This is a genomic window from Shewanella sp. NKUCC05_KAH, assembly GCF_019345585.1.
Classification (GTDB): domain Bacteria; phylum Pseudomonadota; class Gammaproteobacteria; order Enterobacterales; family Shewanellaceae; genus Shewanella; species Shewanella oncorhynchi.
On sequence record NZ_JAHKQZ010000012.1, the window covers coordinates 89,794 to 108,122 of the forward strand.

Annotated in this window: 16 protein-coding genes; 12 read left to right on the forward strand and 4 right to left on the reverse strand. The window is 47.3% G+C overall.

The window, feature by feature from the left end; genetic code table 11:
• Positions 1 to 276 precede the first annotated feature (276 nt).
• The 7 genes from KO533_RS12355 to KO533_RS12385 are packed head-to-tail and all read left to right on the forward strand — an operon-like array spanning position 277 to position 9,662.
• A complete protein-coding gene (locus KO533_RS12355; RefSeq protein WP_219254404.1) occupies positions 277 to 2,463 on the forward strand; it encodes a TonB-dependent siderophore receptor in 2,187 nt (728 codons plus the stop codon).
• Between the two features lie 39 nt (positions 2,464 to 2,502).
• The gene (locus tag KO533_RS12360; RefSeq protein ID WP_219251437.1) at positions 2,503 to 3,144 is read left to right on the forward strand and encodes a DUF4198 domain-containing protein; all 642 of its coding nucleotides are present in this window, start codon (positions 2,503 to 2,505) and stop codon (positions 3,142 to 3,144) included.
• A gap of 26 nt (positions 3,145 to 3,170) precedes the next feature.
• Positions 3,171 to 4,220 (forward strand): efflux RND transporter periplasmic adaptor subunit, encoded by a 1,050-nt coding sequence (locus KO533_RS12365; protein WP_219254406.1) that lies wholly within the window; start codon positions 3,171 to 3,173, stop codon positions 4,218 to 4,220.
• 4 nt (positions 4,221 to 4,224) lie between these two features.
• Entirely contained in the window at positions 4,225 to 7,392 is a 3,168-nt protein-coding gene (locus tag KO533_RS12370) for an efflux RND transporter permease subunit (RefSeq protein WP_219254407.1), read from the forward strand.
• Entirely contained in the window at positions 7,385 to 7,753 is a 369-nt protein-coding gene (locus tag KO533_RS12375) for a hypothetical protein (protein ID WP_173248398.1), read from the forward strand. Before KO533_RS12370 ends, KO533_RS12375 begins: the two co-directional genes overlap by 8 nt.
• Complete coding sequence (locus KO533_RS12380) at positions 7,750 to 9,339, forward strand: PepSY-associated TM helix domain-containing protein (protein WP_219254409.1); 1,590 nt, start codon at positions 7,750 to 7,752, stop codon at positions 9,337 to 9,339. Before KO533_RS12375 ends, KO533_RS12380 begins: the two co-directional genes overlap by 4 nt.
• Positions 9,336 to 9,662, forward strand: coding sequence for a DUF3325 domain-containing protein (locus KO533_RS12385; RefSeq protein WP_219254411.1), 327 nt, complete (start codon positions 9,336 to 9,338; stop codon positions 9,660 to 9,662). The genes KO533_RS12380 and KO533_RS12385 overlap by 4 nt, the downstream gene beginning before the upstream one ends.
• A 482-nt stretch (positions 9,663 to 10,144) precedes the next feature.
• Here the strand turns inward: KO533_RS12385 and KO533_RS12390 are convergent, their stop codons facing one another.
• Positions 10,145 to 11,185 (reverse strand): hypothetical protein, encoded by a 1,041-nt coding sequence (locus KO533_RS12390; RefSeq protein ID WP_219254413.1) that lies wholly within the window; start codon positions 11,183 to 11,185, stop codon positions 10,145 to 10,147.
• Positions 11,186 to 11,408: 223 nt separating this feature from the next.
• On the opposite strand from KO533_RS12390, the gene KO533_RS22765 reads away from it, so the two are divergent.
• Positions 11,409 to 11,540: a hypothetical protein gene (locus KO533_RS22765; protein WP_263200782.1), complete on the forward strand. Its 132-nt coding sequence runs from the start codon at positions 11,409 to 11,411 to the stop codon at positions 11,538 to 11,540.
• On the opposite strand, the gene KO533_RS12395 is transcribed toward KO533_RS22765, so the two are convergent.
• On the reverse strand, positions 11,517 to 13,049 hold the full coding sequence (locus KO533_RS12395) for a DUF3612 domain-containing protein (protein WP_173497819.1): 1,533 nt from the start codon (positions 13,047 to 13,049) through the stop codon (positions 11,517 to 11,519). The two genes, KO533_RS22765 and KO533_RS12395, sit on opposite strands and share 24 nt — an antisense overlap.
• 255 nt (positions 13,050 to 13,304) lie before the next feature.
• Here KO533_RS12395 and KO533_RS12400 point away from each other — a divergent pair, with 255 nt between their 5' ends.
• Both KO533_RS12400 and KO533_RS12405 read left to right on the forward strand, forming a co-directional pair.
• Entirely contained in the window at positions 13,305 to 13,868 is a 564-nt protein-coding gene (locus tag KO533_RS12400) for a malate synthase (protein ID WP_011845404.1), read from the forward strand.
• 286 nt (positions 13,869 to 14,154) lie between these two features.
• Complete coding sequence (locus KO533_RS12405) at positions 14,155 to 15,105, forward strand: putative sulfate exporter family transporter (protein WP_106648891.1); 951 nt, start codon at positions 14,155 to 14,157, stop codon at positions 15,103 to 15,105.
• 23 nt (positions 15,106 to 15,128) lie between these two features.
• Here the strand turns inward: KO533_RS12405 and KO533_RS12410 are convergent, their stop codons facing one another.
• Both KO533_RS12410 and KO533_RS12415 read right to left on the reverse strand, forming a co-directional pair.
• Positions 15,129 to 15,275: a hypothetical protein gene (locus tag KO533_RS12410; protein WP_173496095.1), complete on the reverse strand. Its 147-nt coding sequence runs from the start codon at positions 15,273 to 15,275 to the stop codon at positions 15,129 to 15,131.
• Positions 15,276 to 15,388: 113 nt separating this feature from the next.
• Positions 15,389 to 15,934, reverse strand: a complete 546-nt coding sequence (locus KO533_RS12415; protein ID WP_173497818.1) for a LuxR C-terminal-related transcriptional regulator — start codon at positions 15,932 to 15,934, stop codon at positions 15,389 to 15,391.
• A gap of 145 nt (positions 15,935 to 16,079) precedes the next feature.
• Between KO533_RS12415 and KO533_RS12420 the strand changes: the two genes are divergently transcribed.
• Together KO533_RS12420 and KO533_RS12425 are read left to right on the forward strand one after the other, a co-directional pair.
• A complete protein-coding gene (locus tag KO533_RS12420) occupies positions 16,080 to 17,303 on the forward strand; it encodes a metal transporter (protein WP_219254415.1) in 1,224 nt (407 codons plus the stop codon).
• The gene (locus tag KO533_RS12425) at positions 17,300 to 18,328 is read left to right on the forward strand and encodes a membrane fusion-like protein (RefSeq protein WP_219254417.1); all 1,029 of its coding nucleotides are present in this window, start codon (positions 17,300 to 17,302) and stop codon (positions 18,326 to 18,328) included. The genes KO533_RS12420 and KO533_RS12425 overlap by 4 nt, the downstream gene beginning before the upstream one ends.
• Position 18,329: the final 1 nt, after the last annotated feature.

Here is an 18,329-nt window from a genome sequence, read left to right on the forward strand (position 1 = left end):
ACAGCCTGAGTTCCCAGTCAATGCCCTGAAACCGAGTTATAGTAAGGCATGCGCTAAAAGTGCAGATCCTACTGCGACGGCTTGTCACAGCTCGCTGACAAGCTATTCGCCAATAAGTTACAACCCAGCTTAAACAATTTACACATTGAGCATATTGCATTTATTTTCAACAAACCTATCATGCGATCGATTCTCATTTGCACCTAAATGCTTTATTTGCACTCAGGATCACCAATCATTATTTAATCTGAAATCGCCTGAAAGGATTGAAATACCATGCCTCCCCTATCTGTTTTAACGTCTTGGCGCTCGCCATTGATCCCTGTACTTCTCAGCACACTTACTCTGACGGTTCAAGCCAATACTGACCCTAAGCAAGATGAGAAAAAAGATACAGAACAGATAGAAAGATTGAACGTGGTAGGAACATACACCCGCGCGGCAATGAATAGCGCCACGGGTTTGTCTATGTCACTCAAAGAAACCCCACAAAGCGTCACTTTGATTACCGAAGAAATGATCAGTGACAAAGGTTTGGTCACTATGGAGTCAGTGTTAAATCACACTCCTGGCGTCACTATGGTGGGCGATGCCTCTGAAAATAGTCAGATATTCGTGCGCGGCTATGCACTCGACAGCGGTGTCCAAATTGACGGCTTAATCACAACCTCTTCATCCCATGTTTACAGCGGCTCAATTGATCAAGGTTTAGACCCTGTGATTGCCGAACGGGTTGAAGTATTAAAAGGGGCGGCAGGGATTTTAAGCGGTTTAGGTGAACCTTCTGCCACGGTTAATTTTATTCGTAAACGTCCAACGGATGACACCCGTGCCACGGCAAGTGCAAGTTATGGCTCATGGAATACCTATAGACTTGAGGCCGATGTTTCTGGCTGGCTAACGGATTCGGGCAATGTGAAAGGTCGATTCGTGAGTGCGGTGAAGAAAGGCGATTCTTTTATCGATCGCTATCAACGCGATACCACTGTGCTCTATGGCGTAGTTGAAACGAGTCTCGGCACAGATACTAGCTTGTCGCTGTTTGCGGACTATCAAAAATCACAAACCGACGGTGTGTATAACTGGAACTCTAATCCCGCATTTTATACCGATGGCACAGCTGTCGATTTTGGCCGCAACTACTCTAGCTCACAGGACTGGACCCATTGGAACGTGACCCAAAAAAGTCTCATGGCCGAATTTAAACATAGATTCGATAACGACTGGTCACTCGTCAGTGCCTATCGTATTGCTAACGCCACCATAGACGCATTGGCCTTTTACCCAGGCGATTATATCGTCAAATCAACCGGCGAATTTGTTGGCCCTTGGGGCGATACTTATGCCGCCCAACATGATCGCGAATCAGATACCAACAGTTTCAACCTGTATGCAACGGGTAACTTCGACTTACTCGGCCGTGAACATAGCGCTGTGATCGGTTTTAACTACGGTGACAACGAGTTCGATAACATCAACACTGAATCTGGACGCCAACGTCGCTATAACGTCGCGGATCAGGGCAATTACCCCAAGCCTAATATTCCTAATTCACCCACCAATGGCCAAACCAATGAGCAAAGCCAATCGGGTGTTTACGGCACAGTCCGTGTCAATCTGTTGGATTCACTGAAATTAATGGTCGGTGGACGCGTAAGTAACTGGTCCTATGAAAAGCATGATCTCGTGGGTAACAGCACAGATGCGACCATGGAAAAAACCGGTATTTTCATCCCCTACTACGGCCTAGTCTACGATGTGACCGAGCAGATCGCTGTCTACGCTAGCCGTACTGAAATCTTCAAACCTGGCACCTATTTTGGTGAAGATGGCCAACTGCTCGAACCTGCAGAAGGCACAAACGTCGAAGGCGGCGTCAAGGTCGCGCTGTTCGATGACACGCTAAACATGTCAGCCGCCATCTACGAAACCAATAAAGACAACGAACCCGAGTATGCAGGTAAAGGTCAGCTACCTTCCGGTGACTCTATCTACGAAAGTGTGGATGGGATTACCACCAAAGGCTATGAGTTAGAAATTGCCGGACGTCTTACCGACTTATGGGATATCAGCGGCGGTTATACCCACAACAATGCAGAAGATAAAGATGGCCTACGTCGTCAAACTTATCTGCCCGAAGATATCTTCAAACTCACCACTAAATATAACTTTGAAGACATTCTTCCGGGCATTACTGCAGGTGCGAGCTGGCGCTGGCAGAGCAGCACCTTCTATCAAGGCACTATTTGGGGTGTCGATGGCGCGCCGAATGTGGCTTACCGCCAAACACAATCCGCCTACTCACTCGTTGACTTAATGTTTGGCTACCAAATCACACCTTCTATTTCTATGCAATTGAACATTAACAATATTTTCGACAAGAACTACAACCGTTCACTCTGGGGTTACGCCGACTTTGGCGAGCCACGTAATGCCACACTGTCACTACGTTGGACGCTCTAAAACATAGCCCTAACCCGAAATAACATTAAGGATGATCAAATGAAACAAGCACTTGTAATACTCACTTTACTCGGCGGTATCGCTTTTTCGGCTCAAGCACATGAAGTATGGCTTGAGCGTAATACCGATGGTTCGGTTAAAGTGCAATTTGGCGAACCGGGTTCAGAGCAAGCTTCGGCAGAAGAGTTAGCATCGTTAAGCGCGGCGCGTATTTTCGCCGCCAATGCCAAGACGCCGTTAACCGCCACAGCACAAGCCGATCATCTACTGGTCAAAACCCAAGATAGCAAGAGTGACATCAGTTTCTATGCCGATACCGCGTGGCAACCATGGAAAACCGAGACCGGATTGCAGGCCGCAATACTCTATGCCCGCACGGGACAAGATCACACAAAAGCGCTGCAAGATTTTGAATTTACGCCAGTAAAGTCAGGCGTTCCCGAGTTTGTGCTTAGCTATAAAGGCGCACCACTGGTTAATCATCCAGTGCAAGTGTATCGCCCCGGTTTTTGGAGCAAGTCTTTTACCACCGATGCCCAAGGTAAATTCGCCCTCGATACCCCAGATGCGGGCCGCTACTTACTCGTCAGTAATCACACCACAGAAGGTAAACAAACACTCGCAGGCAACGAGGTTGATAGCGTTTTACACATCACCACCACGAGTTTTATCACTCAGTAATAATCTTATAGTGAGATGGAGTTAACGTGCGTTATTTAATGATAGGTTTATACATGCTGTGTTCTGCAGTCCACGCAAGCACAGCACCTGTAACAGTCGCCTTACCCCAAACAGGCAGTACCAATGAACTTTTGCCACTCAGTGGCTCCATTAAATCCGCACGGGTAGCCCGCTTATCTGCACGTACCGATGGCTTAGTTGCCAAAGTACTGGTCGATGCGGGCTCGCAAGTCCGCGCTGGCCAGCCTCTACTCGCACTCGATGACACCTTAGCCATACACCAATTAGCACAGCGTCAGGCCGATGTAATGGCCGCTAAGACCATGCTGGCAGAAAAGCAGCGACTCCTCACCGAAGCGCAAACACTCAGTTCTCAGCAATTATTCCCCGAAACTGAGCGCGCGATTCGCCAAGCGGCGTTAACCGAAGCCGAAGCTAATCTGCAGAGTTTAACGGCGGCATTAGCACACCAAAAAGAGGTGGTCGTCCGCCACCAACTTATCGCGCCGTTTGCGGGAGTGATTTCAAGCAAACAAACTGAAACTGGTGAATGGGTCAATGTCGGCACTGAAATCTTCACCTTAGTATCCCAAGAACAGCTCTGGCTCGATATTCAAGTCCCACAGGAAATGTTCCAAAACATAGCCACTGCAACTCAAGTCGATATTGCCGCAGATATGCTGCCTGAACAGCAGTTTATCGGCCATGTGAATGCACTCGTCCCCGTGAGCGACCACAATGCTCGCAGCTTCTTGGTGCGCTTAACCATTCCTGATGCGAGTGGACTTTTGATGCCCGGCACATCGGCCACCGCCACCTTCCACTTACAGCGGGCGCAACACAGTGTTGTCGTGCCGCAAGATGCGCTAGTCCGTCACCCGGACGGCCAGTTCAGTGTCTTTACCGTGCAAAACAACATAGCCCAACGGCATACCGTTCAAGTGGGCCACACGAGCGCCATCGGGATTGAAATCCTTAGCCCATTACCTAAAGACGCGCCCGTAGTGATCCGCGGTAACGAAAGCCTACAAGACCAACAGCCAGTCTCTGTACTCAACTCTGCAGTAGGAGGTTAGTGGGATGCTGAAGTTTGGAATTAAACATGGCACCTTACTGTCTGTCATCGTCTTGATATTTTGCGTATTGGGCACGGCTGCCGCACTGCGTATCCCAATCCAAATGATCCCCGACTTAGATGTGCGCACCATCAGCGTGGCTACAGGTTGGCCGGGGGCAACACCGCAAGACGTCGAAAAAGAAATTCTACTTGAGCAAGAACGCTACCTGCGCACCCTGCCCAACTTACAACGCATGACCTCTTGGGCCGATACGGGCTCGGCATGGATCGAACTCGAATTCCCCCAAAGCACAGAGATAAGCGATGCGCTTATTCGTGTTAGCAATGCGCTCAGCCAAGTATCGTCCTACCCTGAAAACGTCGATCAACCAAGGCTTTACAGCAGTTCATATTCAGACAACGCTTTCATGTATTTTCGTCTCGTGCCTGTCGCGGGGAACCCGCTGAATCTAGACATAGACATGATGCGCGATTTCGCTAACGACTTTATTCGCCCACAAATGGAGCGCGTCAAAGGCGTTTCCTCTGTCACTATTCAAGGCGGCGCTGAACGGCAAATTCAAATACGGCTCGATCCCGCCAAACTCGCCCAACGTGGCATCAGCATTATGGACGTGCGCCAAGCCATTCGAGATCGCAACAAGGACACTTCTGCGGGCGATATCGACAGTGGTAAAAAACGTTATTTACTGCGGGTAATTGGCCGTTTTGAGGATTTAAATCAACTTAAGCAACTGATTTTAAAACGCCAAGGTAATACGAATATTCTACTGCAAGACGTTGCCGAGATAAAACTCGACCACGCTGAGATCCGAGAACTGTCCTTTGCCGAACAAGAACGCACCCTCAGCTTAGCGGTCAAACGGGATGTCGGTTCTAACGTTATCGCCATCAAAGATGCCATGATGCCCGTGATTGCGCAGATCAATCAAAATCAACTCGCCCAGCACGCCATGCAGTTAGAGTTATTCAGTGATGATGTGCGCTATGTGCAAGATTCGGTTGCAAATGTCTGGGTCAATTTAGGTCTAGGTGCCTTACTGGCAACCTTAGTGATGTATCTCTTCTTGCGCTCGAATCGAGCCACCCTGATTGGTGTTATCGGTATTCCGCTGTGTACCTTAGCCGCCTTCGTCGGGCTGCTGGTATTTGATCGCACCATTAATGTCATTTCATTGGCGGGTGTTGCCTTTGCCATAGGCATGACGGTCGATAACAGCATTGTGGTGCTCGAAAGCATTGAACAAGCGCGCAGACGCGGATTAGAGCATCTCGAAGCAGCCATAAGTGGTATCTACGATGTCTGGCCCGCAGTATTAGCCTCGACGCTCACCACAGTGCTAGTGTTTGTACCCATTCTATTTATCAAACAAGAAGCGGGGCAACTGTACTCGGATATCGCGATTGCCATCGCTTCATCCATTATCGCTTCTATGCTGGTCGCGGTGTTCATCGTACCCGCCGCTATTGCCCGTTTTGGTTTCGGTAAGATGCACTCGGCGCAGACAAACCAAAGTGAGCCGCCCAAAACATCACGCATATTGAGCTTAGTCAGCCAACTTGTACTGTCGGCAAGACGCCGCGCCTTTGTGATTGTGCTGTCACTCGTCTCGACGATCGGGCTTGCGGCTTGGCTTATGCCTCCGGCCGAATATTTACCCGAAGGCGAAGAACCAAAAGCCTTTACTTCTATGGTCGCACCGCCGGGTTACAACCTATCGGAAATGGCTAAAATTGCTGAAGAATTAACGACTCAGCTATCCGCGAGAGTCAATGCCGAGGCGGCATCCTTTGAACGTGGTGAGCAAAAAATCCCGCCGCTAAAATACTATACCCTCAGCGTGGGTGTCGGCAGTATTTGGGTGATGAGCGAACCCGTTCGCAGCCAAGATATGGATGCCATGATGAGTTCACTCACCGCCTTGTTTGAGCAATATCCGGGCATGCGCGCCTATTCATCGCGGGGTTCCATTATTTCCAGCAACGATGGTGGCACCCGCGCTGTCGCCTTGGATATTTCTGGCCCGAATCAAGCCAGTCTCTATCGCGCTGCCGAAGCGGCGTATCAAGCGGCGGAAAAAGTATTTGCCGAGCCGCAGCTGTATTCTGACCCATCGACCTTGTCGCTAGACCAACCGCTGTGGCAGATCTCCCCTCGCTGGCAACGTCTTGTAGAACAAGATTTTAGCGGTAGCGAGTTTGGCTATGCGGTTTCGGCACTGAGCGATGGCGCCTATGTCGACGAGTTTTTCCTCAATGATAACAAGGTGGATATCTTTCTATTTAGTCTGGCAGGCAATCAACAGAGTCTGTCGCAATTGGCACTCGCTCCGATAGTCACGCCTAAGGGCAATGTACTGCCACTGCAAGCCTTGGCCGACATTAGCGAGCAGATGGATAGCGACAGTTTACGCCGCGTCGATGGCCGCAGAACCGTGACTCTTTACATTATTCCGCCGCGTTCCATTGCGTTAGAAACCGCTGTGGCTAAGGTGCGGGAAGAATTAGTCCCCATCCTCTATCAACAGGGTGCTGTCGGCAAAGATGTCAGTTTGGATATTTCAGGCGCAGCCGATCAGCTCGAAGCGACGAAAGCGGCACTCTCCAGCAATTTTCTGGTCGCCGTGTTGATCATCTACTTGTTATTAGTCGCGATTTTTAATCACTGGGGTTATCCGTTATTTGTGCTGATCACTATCCCGCTCGGACTTGCTGGCGGTTTAGTCGGCTTACAAGCGCTTAATTATACTGGCAGCTTATTTGCGTATCTTGGCGGCCAAGGTTGGCACCAACCCTTTGATATGATTACTATGCTTGGATTTTTAATCCTACTCGGCACTGTCGTTAACAACCCGATTTTGATCGTGGAACAGAGCCGTAAAAACCTGCAATCGGGTCAGTTTGGTGTCGTTGATGCCGTCAAATCTGCCGTCACCAGTCGATTACGACCGATTCTAATGTCTACCGCGACGACCTTGTTTGGCTTATTGCCGTTGGTGTTATTCCCCGGTGCTGGCAGCGAACTCTACCGCGGCGTTGGCATAGTGGTATTGGCAGGTCTTATCGTGGCAACGCTACTCAGCTTAACCTTTTTACCCGCCCTGTTAATCTCTGTGCTATCCCGCACCCACAAGACAAATTCAGCAGAAGTGGCACACCATAATGACTGAAAAAACCAACATGACTCCGCCGTTAACACAAAGACTGATGCGCTGGAAAACGTCAGCCATCTGGAACGATAGCCTGCACATAGGCAATCGCTGCCTCGCAGCAACCTTTGGTGGCTATTTGTTAAGTGCGGTAGCGACTATTTTGCTCGCACAAATCCTGCCGTTATCTCAGGTTGATCGGGTGTTAACCGCCATGATGCTGTCATTTACTGTGTACACCTGCGCCGTGATTTGGGTGTTCAGCGTTAAATCAACATGGCGATACTGGCTGGATTTATTCGCGCTCAGCGGTCTGCTGTATTTAGCTTACCTCGCCGCTAAAGCGTTTGATGTTACAAGTGTTCAAGGGAGTGGATTATGAAAGACTCCTTTTTTCGTTCAATGACTTGGCTACACACTTGGGTTGGATTGCTCACCTGCTGGGTGTTGTTTCTGGTTTTTTTCGCCGGAACAGCGGCCTATTACCGTGCTGAAATCAACCTGTGGATGCAACCCGAAAACCACGGCAGCCAATATGATGCCAATGCGGATAATCAACAATTGATACTCAAGGGCCTCACGTCCTTGGCACAACAAGCGCCTGATGCTGAGTCATGGTGGATTTACTTACCCACACAACGGGTGCCATTACTGACCTATGCATGGAGCGATCCCGCGGCTGAAGGCCAGCGATTTGGTGATTATCATCAAGGCTTTATTAACCCTGCGACAGGTGAAGCCTTACCTAAAGCACGGGAAAGCCGAGGGGGCGACTTTCTCTATCGACTGCATTTCGACTTGTACTACATGAGTGTACTCACGGCGCGTTGGATCGTCGGTTTTTGCACTATGTTCATGTTGGTCGCCATCATCAGCGGGATAGTGATCCACAAACGTATTTTTAAGGATTTTTTTAGTTTTCGCCCCGGAAAAGGCCCGCGCTCTTGGTTAGATGCCCATGTCGCCAGCTCTGTTCTCGCATTGCCCTTTCATCTTATGATCACTTATACCGGCCTAGTGACCCTGATGTTTATGTATATGCCATGGGGACTTAGCACGCAATATGGTGATGAAACTCAAGCCTTTTATTCGCAATGGAAACCCATTTACCAAACTCCCGCCGCCACTGGCACGCCAGCCACTATGCTCGATAGTCAGAGTTTACTCAGTGCGATTCACAGTGTCGTCGGTGAGTCGCCACTTGAAGGCTTACAGTTTGATAATCTCAACGACAGCAATGCCAGCGTAACAGTCAAAATCGCCCCTGAGCACAGCTTAAATCAGCAAGCGCCTTGGTATCACTTGTCTACTGTGACAGGTGCTGTGTTGGCGCAGTCGGCTGTGACTTCGGGAGCGAATCAAACCCAAAGTGCCATGATAGCCCTGCACAGTGGTCGCTTTGCTGGCCAAGGCCTACGTTTACTGTATTTACTGGCGGGATTAACGGGCTGCGTGATGATCGCCAGCGGCGCGATTATGTGGGCCGATAAACTGGCACAAAAGCAGCTTAAAAAAGATAAGAATCATAGCGGGCTCACGCTAGTGAACATGTTGAATCTCGCCACCTTTGCTGGCCTGCCCATTGCGCTAGCCTGTTATTTTTATGCCAATCGACTCTTACCCGTCACCTTTGCAGATAGAGAGAACTGGGAAATCCATTGTTTCTTTATCAGTTGGGCGTTAGTCGCACTGCTCGCTTGTTTCAAACGAGATAAACAAACATGGCAACGACTTTTTTTACTCACAGCCTTGCTTTATGGCCTGCTACCCCTGCTCAATGCCATGACTTCGCAGTATCAGCTGATAAGCAATCTACAGCGCCAAGCCTATGTTCTCGCAGGATTTGATCTCATGATGCTCGCACTTGCAGCGCTGTTTTACATGGCAGCCAAACGCTTGCGTAGCCCTAAAAAAGTGCTGGCTACACGGGTAACCAAAGCGACGGCAGAATTAGGAGTTGAATCATGACAGCCACAGTCGAATTATTAACCTGTTTTATCGCCATGGGGCTGTTGGCCTTGTCTTATTTTAGCCACCACCGCGCCGTGCGTAACCGCCCGTTAACCGATGCACAGGCACGCGGATTTCGCACCGCCGGTACTGCAACGCTCGTCCTGTGCTATTGGCTTGCCTGTCGTCATTACGGCCCAGCGTACGCCAGCGTATTACTGCTCGGCTGGGTGTGTTTAAGTTCAATAATCCTAGTGATTTTACTCAGCTACAAGCCCCGCTGGTTACAGCCCATATTACCCGCCAGCACCGTAGTGTGTTTGCTCGGATTGTTGTATTAATCCATGATTTTAAAAACCAAATGACGTCAATCAGGCTCAATACAGACAAGATTTAGGGAATTTTTACTACTGGAATTGATGCTGCTATCCGCTAACCATTAGCTAGATAATGGTTCTGATTGAAGCCAATCGCACCGTTAAATTCTAGACCTAACATATTAATAAGCGACGCTGAAATGATTAAGCACTCTCATTCCAGTGACTCGCCGTGAATATATCCCTATAGGCTCGACGGCGGCATCCATGCCGCCAACGGTCACTTACACGCGAGTGCTTAATCTCGTTAATTTCAGTGTATTCCTGTTACTAACGATTTCTAACTCAACCCTATACATAGTGACGGGTGATTCTCAATGAAGTTATAATGGTCATCGCTCAAAAGCCCTTTATGAGTAACAACATTTATAAACTTGCACAATGATCTTAAGCAACTAGATCAATTAAGACAAAGTGTCACGCATTAAAAATTACTCTTAAATAGTTTACGGTTCATTTCTTAAATCTAAAGTAACCAATATTACCTCTGTTTTAATTCCAAGGTACTCATATGCAGCTCTTGTTTTTTTAACAAAGCTTTCATCTCTTGAGAAAATTATGTCTGTGAATGAAGCTATGGATGCATGCCCTTGATCACTAAGTGCAGCGGTAAAGCGGCGCTCTTTATAAGTTTTAGAATCTGGATGATAACCAATAACATTGAGATGATTGTATATGCAGGTAACCTTCTGAAAATCAAAATATGATTTTTCAGGGTAAATAAGGTTTGCTTTGATGAAAAAGAAATCATCTACAGTCCAATTTAAATTTTTATACTCTTCTTTGTCCTTGTATAAATCCCATATTTTTTCAAGAACATTTGGAGGCGATATATTATTTAACTCCACTGGACCAATATTCATGGCGTTTCTGAAGTCTCTTACTCCGGACCAGTTCTCCTCATCGTTCACATTTGATGACATCAAAGATGCTGATTTTTTAAGAACAATCTCCATATGTTCCATGGATACTTTTGCAGTATCTTTAATTATATAGGCTAAATTAGGGCCAATATCCTTGAGAGTATCAACTTGCTCATGAAGATGAACCATGAGATTAGTAAAAGCTCCTAGCAACTCACTATTAATCTCTTCAAAGTTATCACCTTTTCGACCACCATATATTTTGAAAACTGTTTGCATCATTGAACCAAGCAATTCCTGGTACAAAGGTAATTGATCACAATATTCCTTGTAAGCTAAATATGAATCTTTTATAGAAATAGTAACTTTATCAGTTAGTTCAAATGAATTTATCACCATTTGTTTGAGGTGGCATACATTTAATTCGTTTAACACATCCAGAAATTTATTTGCATAATCTCCAGACCGTTTTATCTCATTTAGTGTCTCATCCGAATAAACAATCTGATAGTTTTCTTTTAGCATATATGCGAAATCTATCATGCCGTACTTTACAAACACATCGAGGATATTCTGGTCAAGGTAAGCAACAGCTTTACCTTGGTACACTGGAAAATTTAGCATTTTATACCTCCATGTGCATAGGTTCTAAAAATAGTAACTTACATTATATACTCTTGATTTATTAATAAAAATCAGAATAATTTCATTAATTATTTAACTAGAAAAATAGAATATATTAATAACTCCATAGTTAACAAAAGACAATAAATGGAAATTTCAAAGCTAAAACTTAACCTTAAGAAACATCAACAGTGTTAAGCGATCAACTAAATTAAGCACTCTCATGGCAGTGACCGTTGGCGGCATGGATGCCGCCATCGAGCCCTCAGGGACGAGTTTATGGCGAGTCACTGAAGTGAGAGTGCTTAACATCAATCCCATCTGCGATACTTTATTCAGTACCATCGCACTGTGACTTACCTGCTTGATAGCAACTGGGTTGACGTGGGCATACGGCGCCGCGAGAGCAAATAAGGCGGGCGTCATTTTTGATCCCGCGCTCTATCCAGTTGATATTGAGGATTTTTGCGACGCTCACCAGATCGCTTTTAATGTGTTTGGGAATAGTGACTGAACCGCCGCTGGCGACACAGGCATTCTTCAAATCGTGGGCGATAGACAGGGCATCTTTACCTTGGGCTTCAATCGCTGGATTCAAATCGATACCAGCGCAGAGCACATGCGGGTTGCCAGCCGAGTCTTCGACTTTAATTGACTCACAGCAGTAAATGCGGGGTTCGTTGCCGACGTTTAAAATCGAAATCTGTGCCGAAGTGCCGACCGTCGGCTCGCTGATCATCCTAAAGACGGCCCAATGCTGACAAGGGTCTTCCACTAGTCGCATATTGCCCCAAGGCAGTGGAATACCGTTACCACGGTAAACGGCTTTGAGTTTGCCCGGCGCGTAAGCGTCGAAATAATGCCAATGGGGATAAGGAGAGACCACTGTCATGCGCCGCATGGCGACTGAGGCTGACACTTGCAGTTGCTTGTGTACTTCAATCTCATAACCGTGGCGGTCGAGTAATTGGCGATAAGGCACTTTAGGGCACAGCAGCGCACCGGCGAAGAAGCTCGATTCAAAATCGCGCCACGCATGCAAGATATCCTGCGCGTTCAAGGTATTGGACTGCATACCCGCCTCTTCATCCACTTCTAATTTGCGGCCTGAGATCATCACACTCTTGAGGCCGTCCTTGTTGTGCAACACGCAATGACCTATGTGCACGGCTAAATCATATTTGAGTCTGTTGGGGCGATTTTTGAGGATTTTATTTACATAAATCGTGCTCGGCGGCTCAATAAATGAGGTGACCAACTGACGCGAACTCACGCCCATTTCATCGATAACTTCCTGCGGCGTACTGTCTATCCACTTGATTTTTAATCCCATTCCCTTAGCGATATCCAGCATATCGTCCAGAGATAAGGGCATACGTTTGAGGCCGACTTCTTCGGCGGCACGTTCAAGATCAGGGAAATGATTTTGATGATGTTCTTGATGGGCGCGGATCAATAAATGGGCAAACTGCCGACCTGAGATCCCTGTTTGCGACAGCATCTCAGGTATCGCTATTTGTAAAATATCATTGGAAAACAAAAAGCTGGGTTCGAGCGCCATACCGCTTATGCCGCCACGTCGGCCCTTGTCTGGCGTAATGGCGTTTTCTTCAGGCACATCGTCTAAGAACCATTCGGCGTCTTTTTGAAAAACCGCGGCGATCACTGCCAGCATTCCTGCACTCGGCACACGCTTGCCACGTTCGATCATCGACAAATATGACACAGAGGGCGCACTTCCCGCGTCGACTCGAATGCATCGTGCCGACAAATCTTCCATCGTTAAATTATTACGTTTCCGTAGGTTACGTATTTTTGTGCCTAGGAAATGTGATTTTCTCATCAAGCTCTGGTCATTGCGCATTTTGTAAAATTCACAGTGTAAAATTTTTATTGTGAAATTGTAGTCAAAAAAAGACTAGACTACAAATCAAGCAATCAAGGAAAGGCTAATGCGAACAAGCTAAGCCATTCCAGTACAAGAAATGCTTAACCACTCCCACTAAAAGTGGCTAAGCACTCAAAGCGGACAAACCAAATTGAAGACAAACTTTGATAAGCCAAAAGTTAAATCAAAACCCTGAATTTTTTTAAATTGAAAGAGTGAGAGGAACAAGCGATGAATATGTCAATTATCAAGAGCAACCAGATCCAACCGAATCTAAACAGCCTCATCGCAGAAGAAGTGCTAGCCGTGGCCCAAGTGAATGTCGCCGAGCACGAGAAGATCGCTAATGCGAAACAATTCCTCGACCGCCTCTTTCCACTTAACTCTGGTTCACACCAAGATGTGAGCAGCTATGTGGTTTACTATCAACACCTGTTGGCCTTTTTTGCCGACGGCAGCCACAGTGGTTTACGTCAGCCAAAACAGTTTGTGGCCTTTAACGGCACTAAAGATGCGCCTTGCGCCATAGTGTTACAGGACCTAGGTTGCCACGTTGAACTCAGTTTCGACCGCAGTGGCATGATAGGTGCGAGAGACGTTGCCAATCTGGAAGATATCCAAATCGGAACGTCATTAAACATGGTAGTCGGAACACCAGAGTCACGTTCTGCCGCATCGCGCCATTGGCTCAGCCTATTACATGCGGGAATGTCCAGCGCCAACGACACCCAAGATAAGTTGTTTACCGCAAAGGATGGCAGCGATTACAACTTGAAAAGTATCGTAAATTTATAATTTCACTCTTTATAATCTAGCCATTTACAATTTCGCCAAGGAGATGAACTGAGCTCAGTTCATCTTCTTCAATTTACCCTCCTGCTTTGCACAATCCTCTGATAGTCAATAAAACTGACTGACTAGATAAGTTTAATTGATTTTATTGAGGCTCATACACACAGTTATAATGCCCTCTTGCATCTGTCTCCATGATCAATCCAATTGACCGCCATTTTGTATCCGTCGCTTAATGTGAAGATCTGTGGTTGGAACGATAAACCGAATCGCTCGAGCCTAAGGCGTTATGAATTCTTCATCGACATCACAGCAAGATAATAAGACTCATCGCATCGTTTTCATCTGTGCGGGTTTGTTATGCCTCGCGCCTTTTATCTCATCGCCTATGGCGCTAGTGCTCGGTTTTACCTTAGCCAGCCTTGGTTGGGTGCCAGTGCAATGGAATATCGCTGCACTTACCAAAAAACTCCTGTCTTATTCGATCATTGGCTTAGGGTTTGGGATTAACTTAAACGCGGCGATCGAGGCGAGCACCCACAACTTCGGCCTGATTGTTGGCTCAATCTTTTTCACCCTCAGCTTAGGGTTTGTGCTCACCCGCGCCCTGAAATTTGATCATGTCACGGGCCACTTAATCGCCTCTGGTACCGCTATTTGCGGTGGCAGCGCCATTGCCGCAGTCGCTCCGGCCATCAATGCGCGTAACGATCAAACCGCCACTGCGTTAGCCTGCGTATTTGTGCTCAATTCAGTCGCGCTATTTTTATTCCCTGCACTCGGCCACTTGCTCAATATGAGCCAATACGATTTTGGCGTGTGGAGTGCCATCGCCATCCACGATACTTCGTCGGTTGTCGGCGCGGCTTCGGCCTACGGCGATGAAGCCTTAAAAACCGCAACCACTATAAAACTCGCCCGCGCCCTGTGGATTATCCCGATCGCATTGGTCAGCGCTATGTTGTTTGGTGGCGATAAGCGCAAGCTTAACCTGCCGTATTTTATCGGTTTTTATTGTTTAGCCATTGCCGTGGCCCATTGGTTGCCACAATTCCACGCTGTTTATGACACCTTATTTATGGTGTCGAAACGGGCATTAGTCCTGTGTTTGTTTTTGATTGGTGCAGGAATTACAGTGCAGAAAATGCGGGCGAGTGGCCCCAAACCTTTGTTGCTTGGGGTGATGCTGTGGGCAGCGATTGGTATCACGTCTTTAGTGTATATTCTTTATTTTCAATAGCTAAGATTTAACTCAAAACCAATCTACTCTGCCGTCAGCTTCATTCGCCAAGCCCAGTAGAGAACACCAACAAAGGCGGAGAATTCGATAAGTGAGCGCACGAGTCCTGTGGTTTGCGTCGAAGCGACCAAGGCAATCAGGCAAAACACGATAATCAACCAGTTTTTCAATTGCATCTTCCTGCAAACTTAGGGGATGCTCATTATTGTTTAGAACTAAAAACTCAGCAAATATCGATTTTCAATAACAAATAGCTATAACAGCTAAGCCAATCCTGCGTTGATTAAGCCGCCTTAGGGCTTGATGCTGCTTCATTCGCAGCAAGATCTTGATTATGTTCTTGAATAAAATCTTCCATAAACCAAGCGCAAAAAGTATGGCGTCCATCGACTGCCGCTTTACTGTAAATGGTCGATGCCTGTTGTCTGACGGTTTTTTCTTTAGTCTGGCGCACTTCGGCAATTTCTTTAAAGCTTAAGCCCTTAAGTAATAAAAATGCCACTTGCTGCTCACTCTTAGTAAAGCCCCAAGTCTCGAATTGCTGCGACACCGCTTGGCTATATTCTTGTCTGGCAGAGCGCATTTGCGTCGACATATTGTCGATTTTTTTATCCGCATGCTCCAACCGTTTAGCCAACGCTTTCACTTCGCGGGAGCGACGAATAAGGTCATAACTTAAGTACATGGCACCAATCACAGTGAGCACTAATAACATGGCTTCCTGCACAATATGCCATTGGGGAATGCCCAATTGAATGTCGGAAGTGATGTCAAAAAGCTTAAAGCATATGATCAAGGCCAACAGACCAATAATGACAAGATCCTTCATCGAAAAACTCCTAAATAAAAGCAAAATCAACCCATTAATTTATGGGACATATGTACCATAGACGGTTTTATGATACATGTCCCCCACGACTTTCGCCCACCAATCCCTACACTGACAGCACACTTTATTACCATAGAATCGTCCTATGTCTGTCAGTACGTCTTGTATCAAGTTATGTCTGTTGGCGACCTTAGTCAGCAGCAGTTTCCTGTGCCACGCCGCGCATTCCGAGCTATCTCAAGCACTCACCACCAGCCAAGCAAGATTACATTCTCTATCTCAATCGGGCGGCCAGTTACCGCAATCACAAATAAGCTTAAGCAGTTCATCTTGGCTCAATGGCCTGCCGAGCATTAGCTTGAGTCACTTAGGTAGCCTAGATAATGGTAACAGCTACGAGCAGGAACTCTCACTCAATTTGCCAATAAAATCCCCTGCTTTGCACAGCAGCGATAAGCAAATTAAACAACTCACCCAAGGCATTCAGGTGCAACAAGCCGCGCTGCAAGGCCTGTATTTATCGGGATTATTGCGACAAAGCCTGTGGGAACATCGTCTTGCTGCAGTGAAACTGGCCCAATTAGATCGCAAGAGCCAATTACTCGACAAGCTTCATAGTCAGCAAAAGCAACTCACAGATACGGGCGAACTGCCGATTGCCCACATTCTCTTGTTAGAGCGCGAACTGGTGGATATTGCACTGGAGCGGGTCGACCTTAACCAGCAACAGGCTGAGGCGCTTGCCCTCTATCAACAACTCACCGGACAAGAGCAAATACCGCAGAACATAGCCGAAACCGCGCGGCCACTTTCTGCCAACAACCAATCCAATGACATGCTCGCGCAACATCCATTATGGCAATTATTGAGCCTGCAGAAACAGCAACAGCTGTTGATCATCCAGAGTCAGCAAGCGGGGAATAACGATCCTTGGGCAGTCTCACTCACGGCCAAAAATACCGCCGATAATCAAGTCGATGATCAACAGCTTGGCATCGCCGTTTCTGTACCACTGACCTTAGGTTCTGCCCTATCACAAACCGAATTATCCCAATGGCAACAAGCCAATACCGAGCACACGCTCAACCTCGACCGTACCTATATCGAACTGAAAACTCAGCTTAAAAAGCTAGAACAACAGCAACAAAACTTACTCGACCAACAGACATTGCTAACTCAAGCCTTACACCTTAGCCGCACCATCACTGAAGAGCTGGCCAAGGTCAAAGACCAAAATCAAGTTAGCTACGAAGTCTGGCTACGCCGCTATATGGATGCCCTCGATACCGAATCCCGCTTAGCACTGAACCAAGTCGCGCAGCAACAACTGCACTCCCAACAACTGCAAGCCTTAGGAATTTCATTATGATGGCCAAGTACGGCGCATGCCTTTTCTGTTTATCCGCCAGTGTTGCCACTTTAGTGCAGGCTGAATCCTTAACGATAAGCTCCCTCGGTAATTTAGACCTGAGCTACGTACAACCACAGAAAGTCGCCAGTTATGAGGGCAGCCCATTGCCCGCGCAGGTTGAAATCCTCCCCGGTAACGATTATTGGATCAGCACGCCGGAGAATATCCAGCAGATCAGCTTCCTCGTCGGCCAAGGCCAGCTCGTCACTAAAGGCCAAGCGATTGTCAAACTGACAGGGTCAGAAGTGTTCCACTACCTCGCCCAAGTCGAAGCCGCCAGCAGCTTATATCAACTGGCCAAAAGCCGTTATGAGCGCAATAAACCCTTATTAAACAATGGCAGTATCAGCGCAGAAAAATGGCAAGAGATCAGCCAAGACTACTTCAGCACTCACCTCGAATACGAGCACATGCAGCATTTTATGGAGATAGTCAAAAGCACAGATGCCACCACAGACTCCCTAGTGGTAGGCACGCCAGTGGCGGGGATCGTTAAACTCAACCAAGTGAATGGACCTTATATGGCGGGTTCACAGCTATTCTCACTGGTGCCCAGCGACAGCATTCGCGTCAAGGTCAGTGTGCCAATGAGTCAGTCACATTCGCTCTCGGCGGTGAATATCAATCAGTGTCATATCGCCATTGAGTCCGTGTCGGCCATCGCCGAAGGTGCGTTTGTGACCGCTTGGTCATCACCCGTACCGCAGGAGTGTAACTTACTGTTAGGACAACAGATCACTGTGATACCCGAGTATCAAAAGGCGGTGTATTTATTGCCTAAAAATAGTGTTTTTAGTTGGGAGCAAGACAGCCAAGTCTTCACTAAAACCGCCGACACGCTCACCTCGATTACAATCAATATTCTTGGCTCAACCCCAGAGCAATATATCGTTGAAAGCGATCAAGAACTCAGCCAAATCCAAGTGTTATCCCAGTCAGTTGCTGCAGTCAAAGGCATAATGCTTGGCTTAGGAGGCGAATAAG